The organism is Streptomyces sp. NPDC001513, assembly GCF_042894695.1.
Taxonomy (GTDB): domain Bacteria; phylum Actinomycetota; class Actinomycetes; order Streptomycetales; family Streptomycetaceae; genus Streptomyces.
The window spans coordinates 187,258-203,674 of the sequence record NZ_JBIAVU010000002.1 but is presented as its reverse complement, the minus strand read 5'-3'; the positions used below and the strand labels follow the sequence as shown (position 1 = coordinate 203,674).

The window sequence follows — 16,417 nt, the reverse complement described above, 5'->3', positions numbered from 1 at the left end:
TGTGCGCCTGGGCTCCGAGCACTCCACCTGGCGCTCGGGCACCCGGGGGTCGTTGTGTCCTCTGTGCCCGGCAGCGCTGTGAAACTCCGCGCCGGCCGAGGGAACTTGGGGCCGGAGTGCAGCAGCATCGTGGAGCTGCACACCAGCTCCACAGGATTTATCGAAACGTGATAATTTCTCGCACCGCGTCTCCGACGCATCGAACAACACCGGAAGATTCCCCTCCAGCGGAGGTTGCGACTGGCCACCGCGCCGCCTGTCACCTACGCGTCCCGGACGGCAAAATCGCAGCAAAATTACGGGACCGTAAGTGGCCGGACCTCTCCAGGAGGGAGTACGAGGGCCGCAACTCCCGCGCCAGACAACGATGTTGGCGAGGGGGGCAACCTCGGCGGGCTTGTCGCTCTTCCCCGGACAAGCCTCACCCCGGCACGAACGAGGAAAACGATGTGCGAACTTCTGAACCGCATCTGGTCCCGCCCGCGTGGCGAGTGGACCCGCGTCCTGCGCAAGGAACTGCCTGCGCTGGCCGCCGAGATAGTGGAGGAGCTTCTGCATGGAATTCCGGAATTTTCCGCACTTATCGATGACAACGATGCCATCGATGACGAGTTGCTCAGGCAGTGCGTGGAAGAGGCTCTCCTCACCGCGCTCGGCTACCAGGAGCACACCCGGGAACAGACACCGGACGAGGACGAGGACCAGGACCGGGACGAGGACCCGGACGAGGACCCGGACGAGGACCCGGACGAGAGCGAGGACGACATCGCTGACACGGACATGGACACGGTGGGAGTCGGGGCCGAGACCAAGACCGGGACCAGGGCCCGGATCAAGGCCCGCATCCCACTCCAGAGGAACGACGAGTGCGAGGTCACGCACGAAGGCCGCTACGAGGTCGCCCGTGAGGGCGTTCGCGAGGGCGTGCGAGAGAGCGTCCGTGAGGGTGCCCGAGACGGCGTCCGCGAGGGCGGCTGCGCGGGTGACCGTGCGCGTGAGGACCTCTTCAAGGCGCTCACCGACGACCGGGCCGCTTCCGAGAGCTCTCTCGTCGAGCTCGCCGAGGCGGCCGGCTGGCCCCTCCCGCCGGCCGTACGGGCCATCGTGCCGGCCTCACCCCTCGAGGCCCAGCAGCTCGCCGCCGTACTGGCCGACGCCCTCACGGGCACGTTCGCGGGCCGGCCGTGCCTGCTGGTGCCCAGCCTGGACCCGGACACCCGCGCCCCTCTGGACCAGCTGCTCCGCGGCCGGTTCGCGGCCGTGGGCCACGAGGTCCCGCTCCGGGACACGGCCTCCTCGCTGCGCTGGGCGTTGCGGCTGTTCGCCCTGACGCCCGCCCGCCCGGGCCTGGAACTCCGGGCCGTGTTCGTGGACGACCACCTCTCGACCCTGCTGCTGCTCCAGGACGAACCGCTCGCCCACGCGCTGGCCGCCCGGTGGCTGCGGCCGCTGGCCGACCTGACCCCGCGCCAGAGCGAGCGCCTGGAGGTGACCCTGCTCGCCTGGCTGGAGGGCGGCGGCGCCCCCGAGGCCGCCAAAGCCCTGAGCGTGCACCCGCAGACCGTGCGCTACCGCATGCGCCAGCTGGAGAAGCTCTTCGGTACCGGCCTGCGCGACCCCCGTACCCGATTCGAACTGGAAATGGCCCTGCGCAGCCGCCGGCTGATGGCCCAGGTGCGACGCCAGCACTCGCGTGTCAGCCGCAGGGCGGCGCGCGTCATCACCGCGGACTTCACCCCCCTCGTCGTCGGGCGCATGGCCCGCGTCAACGGCCTCTGAAAGCCCCCGAAAGAACCCCCGAAAGAACCCCCGAAGGGCCCCCGAAAGCCCCCGAAAGGCCTCTGAACGGCATCTGAACCGCAAGCAGCCCGGCCCGGCCCCGTCGTCACGGGGCCGGGCCGGGCTGTTGTGTGCGGTGTTGGCCCGGAGTCGGCTCCGGGCCAACACCCTTCCCGGGGCGGGCGCGGTGGTGGGGGTGAGGAGCGCCCGGCCCCGGGAGCAGAAGGGTCCGTACCGGTCTGGATCACAAGGAACCGGACCGGTACGGACCAGGGTGGGTCAGCGGCAGGTGCGGCCGTCGTTGATGCAGCTCACGGCCTTGTTCATCAGGCCGTTCGACATCACGTTGATGAAGTCGTCGTGGTCGGTCACCGGCTTGTGCAGCTGCTCGGGGAAGCTGTCCACGGCGATCCGGGCGCCCGGTGCCACCCCGTACGTGAGGCGCATCACCAGCTGCGGAATGGCCTTGAAGCCCTTCTGGCAGCGGCCGTTCTTGTCCGGGAAGGCCACGTGCGTCCGGTGGTTGGCGCTGTCGACGTTCCGGCCGTCCCAGCAGCTCTGGAAGGTGAAGGTGCGCACCACGTCGCTGCCCTTGGGGCAGACCGGGTACTTGTCCTTCAGCTGGCGGTTCTCGAACCCGGTGCAGCTCCACGAGGCGTTGGCGTTGGCATTGCCGTTGGTGAGGGCCTTGGCGTCACCGGTGATGATGCGCAGGAAGCGGGGCATCGCGGTGACCTTGCCGGCGGGGCTGCCCTTGAAGGTGATCGACACCTGCTTCGGCTTGAGGATGGTGCCGACGTTGGCGTCCTGGCCGCCGCCGGGGGCCTTGGCGTCCCGCTCCGTCTTGCCGTCGCGCAGGCGCAGCACCGGCCAGTAGTAGCTCGACTGGTCGCCGTTCCCGCAGGTGGTGCCGGAGGCGGCCAGGCTGTCGTTGGTGGAGAAGGCGTCGGTGGTCTTGTTGCCCACGTAGTCGTGCATGTGGTGGGCGCCGTTGGAGACACCGGGTGCGACGATCACGTTGTCGGGGTTGAAGTGGCCGTTCTCGTTGCGGCCGCACTGCGAGCTGAAGGACCCCTTGGAGGCGTTCCCCGCGGCGGCGGGGGTGCGGACGTTCGGCTTGACCTTGTTGATGTTGACGAAGTCGCTCTTCGCGGGACCGCCCTTCTGCCCGCCGGCGCCGTTCTTGGCGGCGGCGCTCAGCTCGCCCCCGCCACCCGCTTCTGCGTCGTTCGCGACGGGTGCCTCCTTCATCGTGCAGCCGCCCAACGACTTTATTTCCTGCGGGGGTTGGCCGCCCTTGCCGATCGCGTCGGCCATGCCGGAGATGGTCTTGTCCCGCTGTTGCTTGAGCTCACCGAGGAGGGCGTCGCCCTTCGCCTCGCCGGCGGCGAGCTTCCGGTAGGCGTCGGCCACCTGGTCGTCCAGCTTGGCGAGACCCGCGTCCACCTCGGTCTTGGCCTGGTCGGGCACGGCGGTGATCTTCTCCCCGACGTCGGGGCAGTCGATGGTGGCCGCCAGCTTCGTCGAGCGGTCGCCCTCCTGGCCCGCGGACGCGTTCCCGGCGACGATGGCGACCCCGCCACCGCCCAGCACGAGGGCGGACACCACGGCCAGGAGCTTGTTCGACAACCGGGGGCGTTTGTGGCCCTTTTGACTCATGCGATCACTTCACTTCGTCGTTCGGACATTGTCGGAGAGCGTGTCGAAGTCGACCAGTCCGCTGTCTTCGAGGACCGTGATGTGGTCCAGGACCGTGGCGTTGGCGGACGTGGCGAGGGCTCGCACCATGGAGTTGCGGGTCTGCGCCCGAATCCCGGCCAGCAGTGCGAAGACCTTTCCGTGCGCTCGGCGCAGCAGCTGGATGAACAACCGTTCGTACTCGTCCCCCTTGGCGCGGGTGAGCTGGCCCAGCCAGTCCTGCTGCTGCGCGGAGGGCTGGTTGGGCAGATCGACGCCGAGGGCCTGGCCGACCTGGATGACCTGCCGGTCCAGCTCGGTGTGGCCGTCGACGAGGTGCTCCCCGGCCGTGCGGATCGCGGGGCGCGACCCGCGCTGCTGGGCCTGCCGTCCTGCGGGCAGTTCCCACAGCCCGGCGAGCCGTACCTTGCGGACGAAGTCCCGGTCCGCGGCCGTCAGCGGTCCGTACGCCGTGCTCATCGTTCCGCCGCCGTCGTCATCGCCCGCAGCCGGACCCGCGACGGCGGCCGAGGCGGTGCTGCCGAATCGGTCCACGGGTATCAGCAGGGCGATCAGTGTGAGGGCAAGCGCGGTGATGACGACACCGCTTCCGATGGTGTATCTCGTGGCCACTGACAAGCCGCTGAAGGATCTCCGCCGCAATGACAGCACTGTGCCTCCTCGCTCCATGGGCCGGGAAAGTGGCGGGGCAGGAGGAGCCGCACGTGCCGTGCGGTGCACACCCGCATTCCCGGGGGTGTCACGGGACGCTAGTGCCAGGCGTTGCGCGACTGCGGGAGGACATCACCATCGGACAAACATCCCGGTGGTCCCGCGAAGGGCTGCTATCTTGCCCCGGCCCGCGCACGCACGGGCCGCGGCCCCGCGTCAGCGGGGGGACGTGTCCACGAGGTGGTCGAAGGCCAGGCCGCTGGAGGCCTCCCCGCGGCCCGCGCCGCGGCGCGCGGCGAGCCGGACTGCGGGAGTTCCTCCTCGTTCACGTAGTAGGCCAGGGGCCGGGCCGGGGGCGCAAGGTCGAGTCCCGGCCGCAGCAGGTCCGTCCGGGGCCGCACCGGGTGACCGCCGACGGTTTGGAGCTTGCGGCCGTAAGGATCGCGCGCTTTAATAAATGAACGAGCATTTATTAATGAGGGAGTGGCGCTGGTGGGACGTCCCCGAGGGGTCGAGGACGCGGTGATCCTCCGCGCCGCGGCCCAGGTCATGGGCCGGGTCGGGCCGGCCGGGCTCACGCTGGCCGCCGTGGCGCGCGAGGTCGGGTTGGTGCCCGGCACCCTCGTACAGCGCTTCGGATCCAAGCGCGGCCTGCTCCTGGCCCTCGCCGACCAGTCCGCGAAGGACGCCGGCGAGCGGGCCGCCCGCGTGCGTCGGGCGCACGGCTCGGCGCTCGGAGCCCTGGCGGCGCTCACGGAGGAATCGGTCGCCGGGATGGACACGCCGGAGACCTTCGCCCATCATCTGGCCTTCCTGTGCATGGACCTCGCCGATCCGCAGCTCTACGAGCACGCCCTGGCCGTGCACCAGGCCCAGGGCCGGGCGATCGAGGCACTGCTGGCGGAGGCGGCGGACACCGGTGAGTTGCGCGCCGGAACGGATGTCGCGGCGCTGGCCCGCACCGTGCAGGCGATCACCGCCGGGGCGGGCCTGACCTGGGCGCTCGACCGCAGCGGCACCCTCGCACAGCGGCTCCGGCAGGAGCTCGACACCGTACTGCTCCCGCACATCCCGTCCGGGCGCAACCAGGACCCGGAGGAATCACGATGACCGATACACGCCCGCTGGCAGGGAAGGTGGCCCTCGTCGCCGGCGGCACCCGGGGCGGCGGACGGGGCATCGCCGTCGAGCTCGGTGCCGCCGGCGCGACGGTGTACGTCACGGGCCGCAGCGGCGCCGGCGGCCGCTCCGATCTGGACCGCCCGGAGACCATCGAGCAGACCGCCGAGAAGGTCACCGCTGCGGGCGGCCTGGGCATCCCCGCCCGCACCGACCACAGCCGTCCCGACGAGGTGAAGGCCCTCGTCGACAGGATCGCCGCGGAGCAGGACGGGCGGCTCGACGTCCTGGTCAACTCCGTATGGGGCGGGGACCCGCTGACCGACTGGGAACACCCCCTGTGGGAGCAGGACCTGGAGACCGGGCTCCGGCTGCTGCGCCAGGCGGTGGAGACCCACGTCATCACCAGCCGGTTCGCCCTCCCCCTCATGGTCGCCCGCAAGAGCGGCCTGGTCGTGGAGGTCACCGACGGCAACACCGCCCGCTACCGCGGCACGTTCTTCTACGACCTGGCGAAGTCCGCGGTGATCCGTCTCGCCGTCGCGCAGGCGGCCGAGCTCAAGCCGCACGGCGTCGCGGCCGTCGCCATCACACCCGGCTTCCTGCGCTCGGAGGCCCTGCTGGACCACTTCGGCGTCACCGAGGCCAACTGGCGCGACGGCGCCGCCCAGGACCCGAACTTCGCCCACTCCGAGACCCCCGCCTACCTCGGCCGGGCGGTCGCCGCGCTGGCGGCCGACCCCGGGATCATGGCCAAGACCGGACGCGCCCTCGCCACGTGGGGCCTGTACGAGGAGTACGGCTTCACCGACGCCGACGGCACACAACCGGACTTCGCCGCCCACTGGGCCCGCAACCTGGAAGAGGAGTACGGCCCCCTGGGCGACCCGCTCTGACCGCCGGGTGATGGTCCGTCAAGCTCCATTGTCAGTGCCTCCCCCTAGTGTGGAGACATCACTCGGGGAGCCTCGAAAAAGGAGCACAGACATGTCCGCGAACAAAATCCAGCACAAGGTGAACCACGTCGCGCTGGTAGTGGACAGTTCGGGTTCCATGCACCAGCACCAGAGCCAACTCATACGTGTCGTCGACGAGTTCGTGGCGGGCCTGAAGTCCGAATCGGACAGCCTCGGTCACGAGACGCGGATCAGCCTCTATTCCTTCGACCACAGGGTGGAGAATCTGGTCTGGGACATGGACGTGAAGCACCTTCCGTCCATGCGGGGCCTGTACAAGGTCAACAATGGCGCGACGGCCCTCATCGAAGCCTCCCTGAAGTCCCTGGACGACCTGGGACACATCTGGGAGGAGTACGGCGAGCACAGTTTCCTCCAGATCGTGGTGACGGACGGCGAGGAGAACGCCTCCGGCGGCGACCGGCGGCACGACGGCGACATGACCATCCTCGGCCCCTGGCTCGACCGGATCGCGGCGAAGATGGGCGCGCTTCCGGGGCACTGGACCTCCGCGATCCTGGTCCCGAACTCCCTGGCGAAGCGCACCGCGCAGAACTACGGCTTCCCGGCCGGCAACATCGCCATCTGGGACGCGGATTCCCGGGAGGGCGTCGAGGAGGCGATCGGCACCGTACGCGCCGCCGCCACCAGCTTCCTCCGGGGCCGTGAGCAGGGCGTGCGCGGTACGAAGAACCTCTTCGCGGTCGGCCAGGACATCTCGGTCGACGACGTGCGGGCGAACCTCGAACCGGTCCCGGCCGACAAGTACCGCCTCCTGAAGGTCGACACGGAGGTCGAGATCCGGTCCTTCGTCGACTCGCACCCGGGCGTCACGTACGAACGCGGGTCCTGCTACTACCAGCTGGGCACCCGGGTCCAGGTCCAGCCCGACAAGGAAGTCATCGTCGTCGAGAAGGACACGGACCGCGCCTACACGGGCGACGCGGCCCGCAGTCTCCTCTTCGGCACGGGAATCCGGGGAACGGTCTCGGTGAAGGCGGGCCGCAATCCCCAGTTGGAGGTCTATGTGCAGAGCCGTTCGGTGAACCGGAAGCTCAAGCCGAAGACCCGTCTGCTCATCATGCTCTGAAAGGAGGAAGGAATTTGCGGAAACCGTCGACGGACGAGGCCGTATGGATGCTCAAGGGCGAATTGAAAGGCGAGTGGCAGGAGCTCGCCGACCTGGACACGGAAGACGTCTGGCTTGCCTATCTCCGGTTCGGCCGAAGGCTTTTCGACGTCCCGGACACACCTGACGCCGATGGCCTTCTCGTCCAGTACGGAACCCACTCGTTCGACGGTTCTCCGATATTCACGCTGGACCTCACCCGACAGTTCGAGATGTAGTCGTCCGGCCGGCTTGGACGGGCGGAGTCGGGGGCGCTCCCACGGGCAGGTGCCAGCCGGGAGAGTGGTTCCCCCCGGCGGAAGCGAGGGGGTCCGTGCGAGCGGGTTCAAGCGGCCCTACGGTCGGTCCCGGGCGGTTCCCTCCGGGCCGCACGACACGTCCAGGTAAGAGGTCGAACCTTCATGACGCTCAGCATCCGCAACCAGATCGCAGGCACCGTCACCGCTGTCACCGTCGGCGAGGCCATGGCGACCGTCAAGGTCCGGCTGGACGGGGGACAGGAGATCACCGCGGCCATCACCGCCGACGCCGTCAAGGACCTCGGCCTCACCTCGGGCTCCGGCGTCAAGGCGCTCGTCAAGGCCACCGAGGTGGCCCTCGCCACCGGCCCGGTCGAGAACATCTCCATCCGCAACCAGCTCACCGGCACGGTCTCCGACGTCGCCACCGGCCCGGCCATGGCCGCCGTGAAGGTCAACGTGAACGGCGGCCACCTGACCGCGGCCGTCACCGCCGACGCGGTCGACGCGCTCGGGCTGTCCGCCGGCTCGCCGGTCGTCGCGCTGATCAAGTCGACCGAGATCTCCCTCGCCACCGCCTGATCCCCGGTCAGAGGTCGGGCGCCGTCAGGGCGCCGAACCACACGTGCGTGACGGCACTGACGTAGCGCGCCCCGCACCGGTCCGAGGGGACCACCAGCTGCGCCCCCGCATCGTCGAGGTCCTCCCCGTCGAGGCGGGTGGCCAGCAGCACCGGGCTGTCGCCGAAGTCCTCGTCGAGCTCGGCCCAGGCGAGGACGGTGTGGTGCCCGTCCCCGCCGCTGACGGCGAGCAGGAACCGCGAGCGGTCCTTGCGCCGCCGCGCGTCGAAGGCGGGGCCGGCCCCCGCCACCACGTCACGCAGCAGCGCGCCCTCGAACACGTGGTGCTGCGGGCCGTTGGTGGCGCAGTCGAACACCACCTCCATGCGGTACTGGGTCCATTCCCGCAGGTCCGCGACGCTCAGGGTTGCCGGGTGGTCCAGGTCTCCGTGCAGCATGAGTTTGGCCATACGGGTCCGATGCCCAGACTTCGTCATCGTGGAAACGTATCTGCCACCCTCATCTCACGATGTGGCTCGCACCTGTGTGAGGTTTGCCCATCGTGGGCTTGCATCCTCTGCCAGACCACGTCCCGCGTCACCGGCAACTCCGTGAACCGCACCCCCGTCGCGTCCCGCAGGGCGTTGGCGAAGGCCGGGGCCACCGGGTTGAAGGGGCTTTCGGACATGGACTTCGCGCCCAGCGGGCCGATCGCGTCCGAGGTCTCCATGAAGTGCACCTCGGTGCGCGGGACATCGGCGTACTGCGGAAGGCGGTAGCGGCGGAACGCCGCCGTGGTGACCTCGCCGCGCTCGTCCACCCGTACCGTCTCGAAGAGGGTCGCGCCCAGGGCCTGGGCCACGCCGCCCTCCACCTGGCCGCGGCACTGCATCGGGTTCATGACCTTGCCGGCATCCGCCGCGTGCACGCTGCGCAGGATCTTCATCTCGCCGGTGCCGGGGTCCACCGCCAGCCGGAACCACTGCGCGTTGAAGGCGACCGAGCGCGGCGATCCGCCCCAGTGGCCGTCCGCCGCGATCTCGTCGAGCCTGCCCTTGTCGTACGCGGCCTCGTACAGCTCCTTGAGGGTCACGGTCCGGCCCGCGCAGTCGAAGGCCTCGGCCTCCAGCTTGCACAGGTGCCGGGCGACGCCCGTGTGCCGGGCCGCGAAGGTCTGCAGGCGCTCCGCGAGGGAATTGGCCGCCAGCATCACGGCCTTGCCCGCCACCACCGTGCCCGCCGAGCCGAAGGCGCCCGTGTCGTGGCGGACGACGTCCGTGTCCGACTGGCGGACCGTGATCCGGTCGACGGTGGTGTTCAGCGCGCCGGCGGTGATCTGCTTGTGGACGGTGGTGGTGCCGTTGCCGAACTCCGCCGTGCCCACCGCGATGTCGTACGTGCCGTCGCGCAGCAGGCTGACCCGCGCGTCGGCGAAGTGGCCGCCCGGGGGGCCGGTCGCGATCATCGCGACCGCCGAGCCGGTGCCGGTGAGCCAGCCCTCCGGCACGTCCTCGTGGCTGCGGTCCTCGGCGATGGCCTTGCGGACGACGTCCATGCACTGCTTCATCCCGTACGAGGCGATGAAGAGGTCCTCCTCGTGGCCGATCGGGGTCACCATGTGGTCGCCGGCGCCGATGACGTTCTTCTCGCGCAGCACGAGCGGGTCCATGCCGAGCTTGACGGCGAGCTCGTCCATCACCGATTCGAGGGCGAAGAGGACCTGCCCCAGGCCGTAGCCGCGGAAGGCGCCGGCCGGCACGCCGTTGGTGTAGACGGAGTACGCCTCCACCTCCTTGTTCGGCGCCTTGTAGACGGCGAAGGACTCGCCGACGCTGTGGAACATGACGGCCGGGCCGTGGTTGCCGTAGGCGCCGGTGTTGGAGAGCACGCGGATGCGCAGCGCGGTGAGGGTCCCGTCCGCCTTGGCGCCGATCTTGATGGTGATCTTGAAGGGGTGGCGGGTGGTGGCCCCGTAGAACTGCTCGGCCCGGGTGAACTCCAGCTTCACCGGGCGCCGCAGCTTCAGGGCGGCGAGGACCACGATGTCCTCGGTGAGCATCTCCTGCTTGCCGCCGAACCCGCCGCCCACGCGGCCCGCGACGACGCGGACCTCGTCCTCGTTCAGGTCGTAGAGCGCGCACAGCGCCCGCCGGGTCAGGAACGGCGCCTGGGTGGAGGAGCGGACGGTGATGCGCTCGCCTTCGCCCTCCTCCTTGGGCTCGAAGTACGCGACGCTGCCGTGGGTCTCCAGGCTGGCGTGCTGCACGCGCTGGGTCTGGAAGGTCTCCTCGTGGACGACGTCCGCCTCCGCGTACCCCTGTTCCATGTCGCCGAGGGTGTTGTGGACCTCGCCGCACACGTTGTTCTCGGCGCGGAAGATCCCCGACTCGGGGCCCTTGGGGTGGAGGACGGGGGCTCCCGGGAGCATGGCCTCCTCCGGGTCGATCACGTACGGGAGTTCCTCGTACGTGACCACCACGCGGCGGCAGCCCGCCTCGGCGGCCTGCTCGCTGTCGGCGACCACGGCGGCCACGCGCTGGCCGACGAAACGGACCACGTCGTCCAGGACACGGGTGTCCATCGGATCCTCGGTGGGGTGCTCGTGCCGGGCGGACGAATACAGCCGGTCGGGGGCGTCGTGGTGGGTGAACACCGCGTGCACGCCCGGGACCTGGAGGGCCTCGGTGGTGTCGATGGAGACGATGCGGGCGTGCGGGTGCGGGGAGCGCAGCAGCTTCATGTGCAGCAGCCCGGGCACCTCGACGTCGAAGGTGTAGCGGGCGGTGCCGGTGACGACCTGTGGCCCGGCGGGGGCGCCGAGGCTCTTGCCCACGGCCTGGCCCGCGCAGGGGCTCTCGGTGTGCTTGACCCCGCGTACGGCGTCCTCGATGGCGCGGTAGCCGGTACAGCGGCAGATGTTGCCCTTGAAGGCGCGCGGGAGGTCGTCGAGCTTGCCGTCGTCGTGGGCGGTGCCCTGCTCGGCCTGGAGGGCGGCGGTGGTCATCAGGAAGCCCGCGGTGCAGAAACCGCACTGGAAGCCCTGGGCGTCGAGGAACCGCTGCTGGGCGGGGTGCAGCTCGCCGCCCTCCTTGGCCAGGCCCTCGACGGTGGTCACCGAGCGGCCCTCGGCGCGGACGGCCGGATAGAGACAGGAGTGCACCGGCTGCCCGTCCACGTGGACGGTGCAGGCCCCGCAGTCGCCCTGGTCGCAGCCCTTCTTCACGCCGAACCAGCCGCGCTCGCGCAGGTAGGTGCGCAGGCACTGGCCGGCCCGCGGCTCCTCCTCGAAGCGCTGCTTGTTGATCTCGATCTCGTAGCTCATCGGGAAGCCTCCTCCAGCGTGAGTTCGCGACGGATCTCCTCCGCCAGGCGCAGCGCCATGTGCCGCCGCCAGGCGGGCAGGCCGTGGATGTCGTCGAACCACTCCTCGGACCGGACGGCTTCGTCGACGGCCTGGCGCAGCTCGGCGGCCGAGGGCGGCAGCGCGAACCAGAAGCGGAAGGGCCGGGTGGTGGCCGCGGTGACCGTGACCGTGAGGGAGCCGTCGGCGGGGTCGGACGCGCCGATCACGAGGGCGCCGGAGCGCCCGAGCCCGTAGAGCGAGGCCTGCCGGAAGGCCGTACGGGCGTCCAGGGCGCGGGCGGGCAGCCGCACCGAGCGCAGCAGCTCGCCCTCCTTCAGGTCCTTGACCCCGGCGCCGAGGATGAAGTCGGAGACCGGGAGGCGGCGGGTGGCGCCGTCCTGGCCCTGGAGGAGGACGGTGCCGTCGAGGGCCGCGGTGAGGGAGATCATCGGGCCGGCCGGCAGGCCGTTGCAGAGGTTCCCGCCGACGGTGGCCATGTTCCAGATCTTGAAGCTGGCGAGGAAGGCGCGGCAGCACTGCTCGAAGAGCGGGGCGGCGGTGGTGGGCAGGGTCAGGGCGAACCTCGACAGCTCGGTGATGGTGCAGGTCGCGGCGATGTCGAGGGAGCCGTCGGGCTGCCAGGACAGGGGCGGCCAGCCCATCCGGGAGAGGTCGACGAGGCGGCGGATGTGCGGCTGCGGCTCGGAGAAGAGGTACGTACCGCCGCCGAGCCAGGCGTCGCCGGGACGCCAGGGTTCACGGCGGCGCGCATCGCGTACGTCGAGCACTGTGTTGAGATCCAATTCGCGCCACCGGCCTTTCCGGTCACAGGGGTGTTTCCGCCAGTGAAGCAAGGGACCAGGGGCGAAACGACTGGTCCCGGCCACGGAAACGAACGAGGCCGCCGGGGTCTGCCCTGGAGGATCAACCAAGAGGCTCACCGGGTGCATCGCCTAGCATTTACGATGGCCCAGCCTCTGTTCACCTCGCGAATGTGGGCATGCCCATCGCAAGGAGTCCCCCGCCATGCACGTCCTCGACCTGCTCCAGCTCGACAGCCTCGGCCTCAGCCTGCTCTGGGGAGAAGAAGCCCTTCTCGGCCAAGAGGTCGTCGGGGTCACCGCCACCGACCTGGAGGAGCCCGGCCGGTTCCTGGGGCCCGGGGAGCTCGTGCTGAGCGGTCTGGTGTGGTGGTCGGAGGGGGACGAGGCCAAGGCGGATCGTTTCGTCACCGCCCTCGCCGATGCCGGCGCCACCGCACTGCTGGCCGGGGAGGAGACCCACGGGAGGGTCCCCGACGCGCTGGTGGCCGCCTGCCGGGCCCACCGGGTGCCGATCGTGGCCGTCCCGGCCCGGACCAGCTTCCGGGCGGTGACCGAAGCGGTGTACCTGCGTCAGTGGGGCGACCTGAGCCGGCGCCCGACGAGGCTCTTCGCCCTGCCCGAGAACGTGCGCGGCGAGCTGAGCCGGCTCGTCGAGGGCGGGGCCGGCCCCGCCGAACTGCTGGACCGGGCCTGCGCGCACCTGGGCCGGGTGTCCTGCTACCTGCTCACCGCGAGCGGCCGCACGGTGGCGCGTACCGAGTCGGCGCCCGAGCTCCCCGCCGCCCGGGCGTCGGCCGCCTCCGCGCGGGGCGGGGTCTGGCTGCGGATCGAGGCCGAGAGCTCCCCGTACGACGCCTGGCAGCTGCACGTCCCCGACCCGGACGCGGCGCCTCCGCGCGTGCTCCACGAGATCGCCGACGTACTCGCCCAGTGCCGCGGCGGCCAGGCGCGCCGGGCCGCCGCCGACCGGCTGGCCGGACAGGAGCTGATCGCCCTGCTGGAGGGGATCCCGTCGGGCCCCGGCCCCGCACCCGCGGACACGGGGGCGCTGGAGGAGGCGCTCGCGGCGGCCGGGCTGCCCCCGGGCGGGTCGTACCGGGTCCTGACGGCGACCTCGGGCGACGCGCTGGCGGAGGGCCTGCGGCACCTGGACAACGCCTCGTACGCGGTGGGGCGTTCGGTGGCGGTGCTGCACGAGGGCCCGGACAGCGCGGGCGACGCGGCGGACCGGCTCCGCGCGGTGTGGCCGCTGCTGCGGCAGTGCGGGGGCCCGCAGGCGGACCTCCGGCTGGGCGTGGGCGCCAAGGCCGCGGGAGCGGAGGGGCTGCGCGCCTCGCTCAGCCAGGCCCGGTTCGCGCTGACCGCGGCGGACGAGGCCGTCCCGGTGCGCGAGGTGGAGCAGTTGGACACCCTCGCCGAGCTGATGGCGGGGGTCCCGCCGGAGGTGCGGTCCGTGTTCGCGACGCGGATCCTGGGGGCGCTCGGGGACGGGATGCTCCGGGAGACCCTGGAGGTCTTCCTGGCGAACAACTGCTCCTGGGCGCGCACGGCGGAGGCGCTCCACCTGCACGTGAACACCGTGCACTACCGGATCGAGCGGGTGGAGGCCCTGACGCGCCGCGACCTGTCCCGCCTCGACCACAAGCTGGACCTGTACGCGGCGCTGCGCTGCGGGTGACCGGGCACCTCGCCCGGCGGACGGCGTGGCACCCGGCGGACGGGCCCGGCTACGTCAGGTCGATGTGGACCTCGGTGGACTTCACCCGGGCCGTCACCGTCGCCCCGACCGTGATGCCGAGCTCCTCGACCGACTCCCTGGTCACCACGGCCACCACCCGGTGCGGCCCCGACTGGATCTCCACCTGCGCCGCCACGTCGTCGAGCCGCACGGCGGTGACGATCCCGGCGAAGGAGTTGCGGACGGACGTGACGGCCGTGCCCGACGGCAGGGGATGCAGCCCGGCGGCACGGTCCTTGGCGAAGGCGGCGAGGACCACCCCGTCGACGATCCGGGACCCGTCCGTGCCGCGGCCGGCCGGCAGTCGTCCCGTATCGGCCCACCGGCGGACGGTCTCGGGGCTCACGCGCAGCAACTGGGCGGCCTGCCCCATGGAATACGACGGCACGCCCGCAGCATAGGGGGTGCCCCGCCGGTCCCGCCGGGCGGGATGCGGCGAGGCACCCGGGCCGGCGGACCCGGGTACCTCGCCGTACTCCTCCCTGCCGCAGGCCGCTACCGCGCCTGGCGGCACTGGCCGGTTCGGGGGCCGGTGACGACCGTGCCCGTCTGCGCCAGTTCCGGCTCATTGCCCTCGCAGTGCAGCGGCCCGGTGACCCGGTTGGACCGGAACGCGGGGACACTCTCCTCGGCCGGCAGGCCGCTGCCGCTGTTGCCGTTGATCCGCACCGGTCCGGTGACGGTGTTCGCCGAGGCCTGGAGACCGCCGGTGTTGCCCATGAGGCTCAGCGGCCCCTGGACGGTGTTGCCGGCGCAGCCCGTCGCCTCGTCCTGCGAGCCGATCAGCACCTGACCGGTGGTGCCCGTGACCGAGACCGGGCCGGTCAGGCGCGAGCGGCAGACGCTGAGGGCGAGTGCGCCGTCGGCGGAGACGGGTCCCGTGACGCGGGCGTCCGAAAGGGCCAGGGACCCGCCCGGCGCCACCGTGACCGGGCCCGTCTGGCTGCCGCCGGAGGTGAAGCAGAGCGCCTCCCCGGCGCGCACGGTCAGGGCGCCGACGCGTGCGGTGGTGACGCAGGGCCGGCTGAATCCGACCGTGACCGGGAAAGGCGCGGCCGTCGCGGCCGGTGTGTGGCTCGTGTCGCCGTCGTACGTCGCGGTGATCGGGTGGGCGCCGGGCCGGAGCGCGCCGGTGCGCAGTTGCGCCCGGCCCGCGTCCAGCGGCACGCTCGCCAGCGGGGTCGTCCCGTCGAAGAACGTGACCGCTCCGCCCGGGGCGGCCGCCTCGGGACCGGCCGAGGTGGCGGTGGCGGTCAGGGTGACGGCGTGCCCGAAGAGCGGGGTGGCCGTGTCCGCGGCCACCGCGAGCGAGGCCCCGTACCGGAAGGAGACGACCGCCTTGCCATTGCCGTGGTTGACGCCTTGGGCGAGGGTGGCTCGGGTGGCGGAGGGCGCCGCGTAGCTGCTGCCCCCGCCGCCGCCGGCCCCGGCGAGATCGCCGGGCCGACCGCCGCCGGAACCGCCGCCGCCGGCGAAGTAGCCGCCGCCGCCCCCGCCGCCGCCGTTGCCGCCCCCGCCGCCGTTGCCACCGGAGCCGCCGCTGCCGGGGTTGGGCTGGCTGCCGTACTGGTCGATGTCGCTGCCCGCGCCTCCCGGCGCGCCGACCGTGTTGTTGCGGGGGCCGCCCGCGCCGTGGGCGGACTGGGTGCCACCGCCGCCCGCGAGGCCGGAGCCCGCCGGGCCGCCGCCCTGGCCGCCGGGCTGCGCTTCGAGCCCGCCGCCGTGGCCGCCGTGCAGCAGCGGCCCGCCGTTGCCCGCGCCTCCGCCGCCACCGGCCACCAGGATCCGGTCGGCGCCGCCGAAGGCGCCCGTACGCAGGTCGCTCGCGCCGCCGCCGGAACCGCCGCCGCCGTGGGCGCCGCCGCCACCGGAGCCGTGGCCGCGGCCGCCCGGCCGGGCGAACTCGCCGTGCCGGGAGGTCCCCGAGCTGCCGACACCGCCGACGGTGATCTGAAGGCTCTGGCCCGGTGTGACGGCCACGTCCGCGCGGGTCTCGCCGCCCAGTCCGCCGGGCGCACCGTCGTTCGGGGGGCTGGGGAGGACGAAGCCGGCCGCGCTGCCGCCCTCGGCGCCGAAGAGGTCGACCGTCACCGCGCTCACCCCGGCCGGGACGGTGAAGGTGTCCGTGCCGACGGTGGTGTAGGTGCAGCTGGGCGGGGCGGCGGTGAAGACGCCGCCCGCGCCGCAGGGGCCGGCGGCGGTCGGAGCCGCCGGATCGGCCGTCGCGGGCAGCGGCGCCAAGGCGGCGGCCAGCAGGCCGGCCGCGGCGGCAGCCTTGAGGATCTTCGATCGGTACATGCTCAAGAGGGTTCCAAACGGGGGTACTTGAGAGACGGGTGTGCGGGGCCGCAGCCGGCCACGATGGTGGCCGGCTGCGGCGA

General features: G+C 71.9%; 14 protein-coding genes. 7 read left to right on the top strand and 7 right to left on the bottom strand.

The genetic code is table 11. The features are described 5' to 3' along the window. Positions 1-447: 447 nt before the first annotated feature. Positions 448-1,779: a PucR family transcriptional regulator gene (locus ACFYZ4_RS04620; RefSeq protein WP_390783035.1), complete on the top strand. Its 1,332-nt coding sequence runs from the start codon at positions 448-450 to the stop codon at positions 1,777-1,779. A 279-nt stretch (positions 1,780-2,058) separates the two neighbouring features. Here the strand turns inward: ACFYZ4_RS04620 and ACFYZ4_RS04615 are convergent, their stop codons facing one another. Together ACFYZ4_RS04615 and ACFYZ4_RS04610 are read right to left on the bottom strand one after the other, a co-directional pair. After that, a complete protein-coding gene (locus ACFYZ4_RS04615; RefSeq protein ID WP_351302398.1) occupies positions 2,059-3,438 on the bottom strand; it encodes a DUF1996 domain-containing protein in 1,380 nt (459 codons plus the stop codon). A 9-nt stretch (positions 3,439-3,447) separates the two neighbouring features. Continuing rightward, complete coding sequence (locus ACFYZ4_RS04610) at positions 3,448-4,089, bottom strand: DUF4142 domain-containing protein (protein ID WP_351302395.1); 642 nt, start codon at positions 4,087-4,089, stop codon at positions 3,448-3,450. A gap of 531 nt (positions 4,090-4,620) precedes the next feature. Between ACFYZ4_RS04610 and ACFYZ4_RS04605 the strand changes: the two genes are divergently transcribed. From ACFYZ4_RS04605 to ACFYZ4_RS04585, 5 genes are all read left to right on the top strand, one after another. Continuing rightward, positions 4,621-5,238: a TetR/AcrR family transcriptional regulator gene (locus tag ACFYZ4_RS04605; RefSeq protein ID WP_390783034.1), complete on the top strand. Its 618-nt coding sequence runs from the start codon at positions 4,621-4,623 to the stop codon at positions 5,236-5,238. Then, on the top strand, positions 5,235-6,143 hold the full coding sequence (locus ACFYZ4_RS04600; RefSeq protein WP_390783033.1) for an SDR family oxidoreductase: 909 nt from the start codon (positions 5,235-5,237) through the stop codon (positions 6,141-6,143). The genes ACFYZ4_RS04605 and ACFYZ4_RS04600 overlap by 4 nt, the downstream gene beginning before the upstream one ends. Before the next feature lie 91 nt (positions 6,144-6,234). Beyond that, positions 6,235-7,293, top strand: a complete 1,059-nt coding sequence (locus tag ACFYZ4_RS04595; RefSeq protein WP_384341354.1) for a VWA domain-containing protein — start codon at positions 6,235-6,237, stop codon at positions 7,291-7,293. Between the two features lie 47 nt (positions 7,294-7,340). Further along, positions 7,341-7,550, top strand: coding sequence for a hypothetical protein (locus ACFYZ4_RS04590; protein WP_390783032.1), 210 nt, complete (start codon positions 7,341-7,343; stop codon positions 7,548-7,550). A gap of 183 nt (positions 7,551-7,733) precedes the next feature. Then, on the top strand, positions 7,734-8,153 hold the full coding sequence (locus ACFYZ4_RS04585) for a TOBE domain-containing protein (protein ID WP_351302383.1): 420 nt from the start codon (positions 7,734-7,736) through the stop codon (positions 8,151-8,153). Positions 8,154-8,160: 7 nt separating this feature from the next. Here ACFYZ4_RS04585 and ACFYZ4_RS04580 read toward each other — a convergent pair whose 3' ends face one another. The 3 genes from ACFYZ4_RS04580 to ACFYZ4_RS04570 are packed head-to-tail and all read right to left on the bottom strand — an operon-like array spanning position 8,161 to position 12,277. After that, complete coding sequence (locus ACFYZ4_RS04580) at positions 8,161-8,628, bottom strand: molybdopterin-dependent oxidoreductase (RefSeq protein WP_351302380.1); 468 nt, start codon at positions 8,626-8,628, stop codon at positions 8,161-8,163. Next, a complete protein-coding gene (locus ACFYZ4_RS04575) occupies positions 8,625-11,453 on the bottom strand; it encodes a molybdopterin-dependent oxidoreductase (protein ID WP_390783031.1) in 2,829 nt (942 codons plus the stop codon). Before ACFYZ4_RS04575 ends, ACFYZ4_RS04580 begins: the two co-directional genes overlap by 4 nt. Beyond that, on the bottom strand, positions 11,450-12,277 hold the full coding sequence (locus tag ACFYZ4_RS04570; RefSeq protein WP_390783030.1) for an FAD binding domain-containing protein: 828 nt from the start codon (positions 12,275-12,277) through the stop codon (positions 11,450-11,452). The genes ACFYZ4_RS04575 and ACFYZ4_RS04570 overlap by 4 nt, the downstream gene beginning before the upstream one ends. Before the next feature lie 223 nt (positions 12,278-12,500). On the opposite strand from ACFYZ4_RS04570, the gene ACFYZ4_RS04565 reads away from it, so the two are divergent. Beyond that, the gene (locus tag ACFYZ4_RS04565; protein ID WP_390783029.1) at positions 12,501-13,976 is read left to right on the top strand and encodes a PucR family transcriptional regulator; all 1,476 of its coding nucleotides are present in this window, start codon (positions 12,501-12,503) and stop codon (positions 13,974-13,976) included. A 49-nt stretch (positions 13,977-14,025) separates the two neighbouring features. On the opposite strand, the gene ACFYZ4_RS04560 is transcribed toward ACFYZ4_RS04565, so the two are convergent. Together ACFYZ4_RS04560 and ACFYZ4_RS04555 are read right to left on the bottom strand one after the other, a co-directional pair. Then, positions 14,026-14,424, bottom strand: coding sequence for a molybdopterin-binding protein (locus ACFYZ4_RS04560; RefSeq protein WP_390783028.1), 399 nt, complete (start codon positions 14,422-14,424; stop codon positions 14,026-14,028). A gap of 107 nt (positions 14,425-14,531) precedes the next feature. Continuing rightward, positions 14,532-16,334 carry an Ig-like domain-containing protein gene (locus tag ACFYZ4_RS04555; protein WP_390783027.1) on the bottom strand — a complete coding sequence of 601 codons (1,803 nt, stop codon included), beginning with the start codon at positions 16,332-16,334 and terminating at the stop codon, positions 14,532-14,534. Positions 16,335-16,417 lie beyond the last annotated feature (83 nt).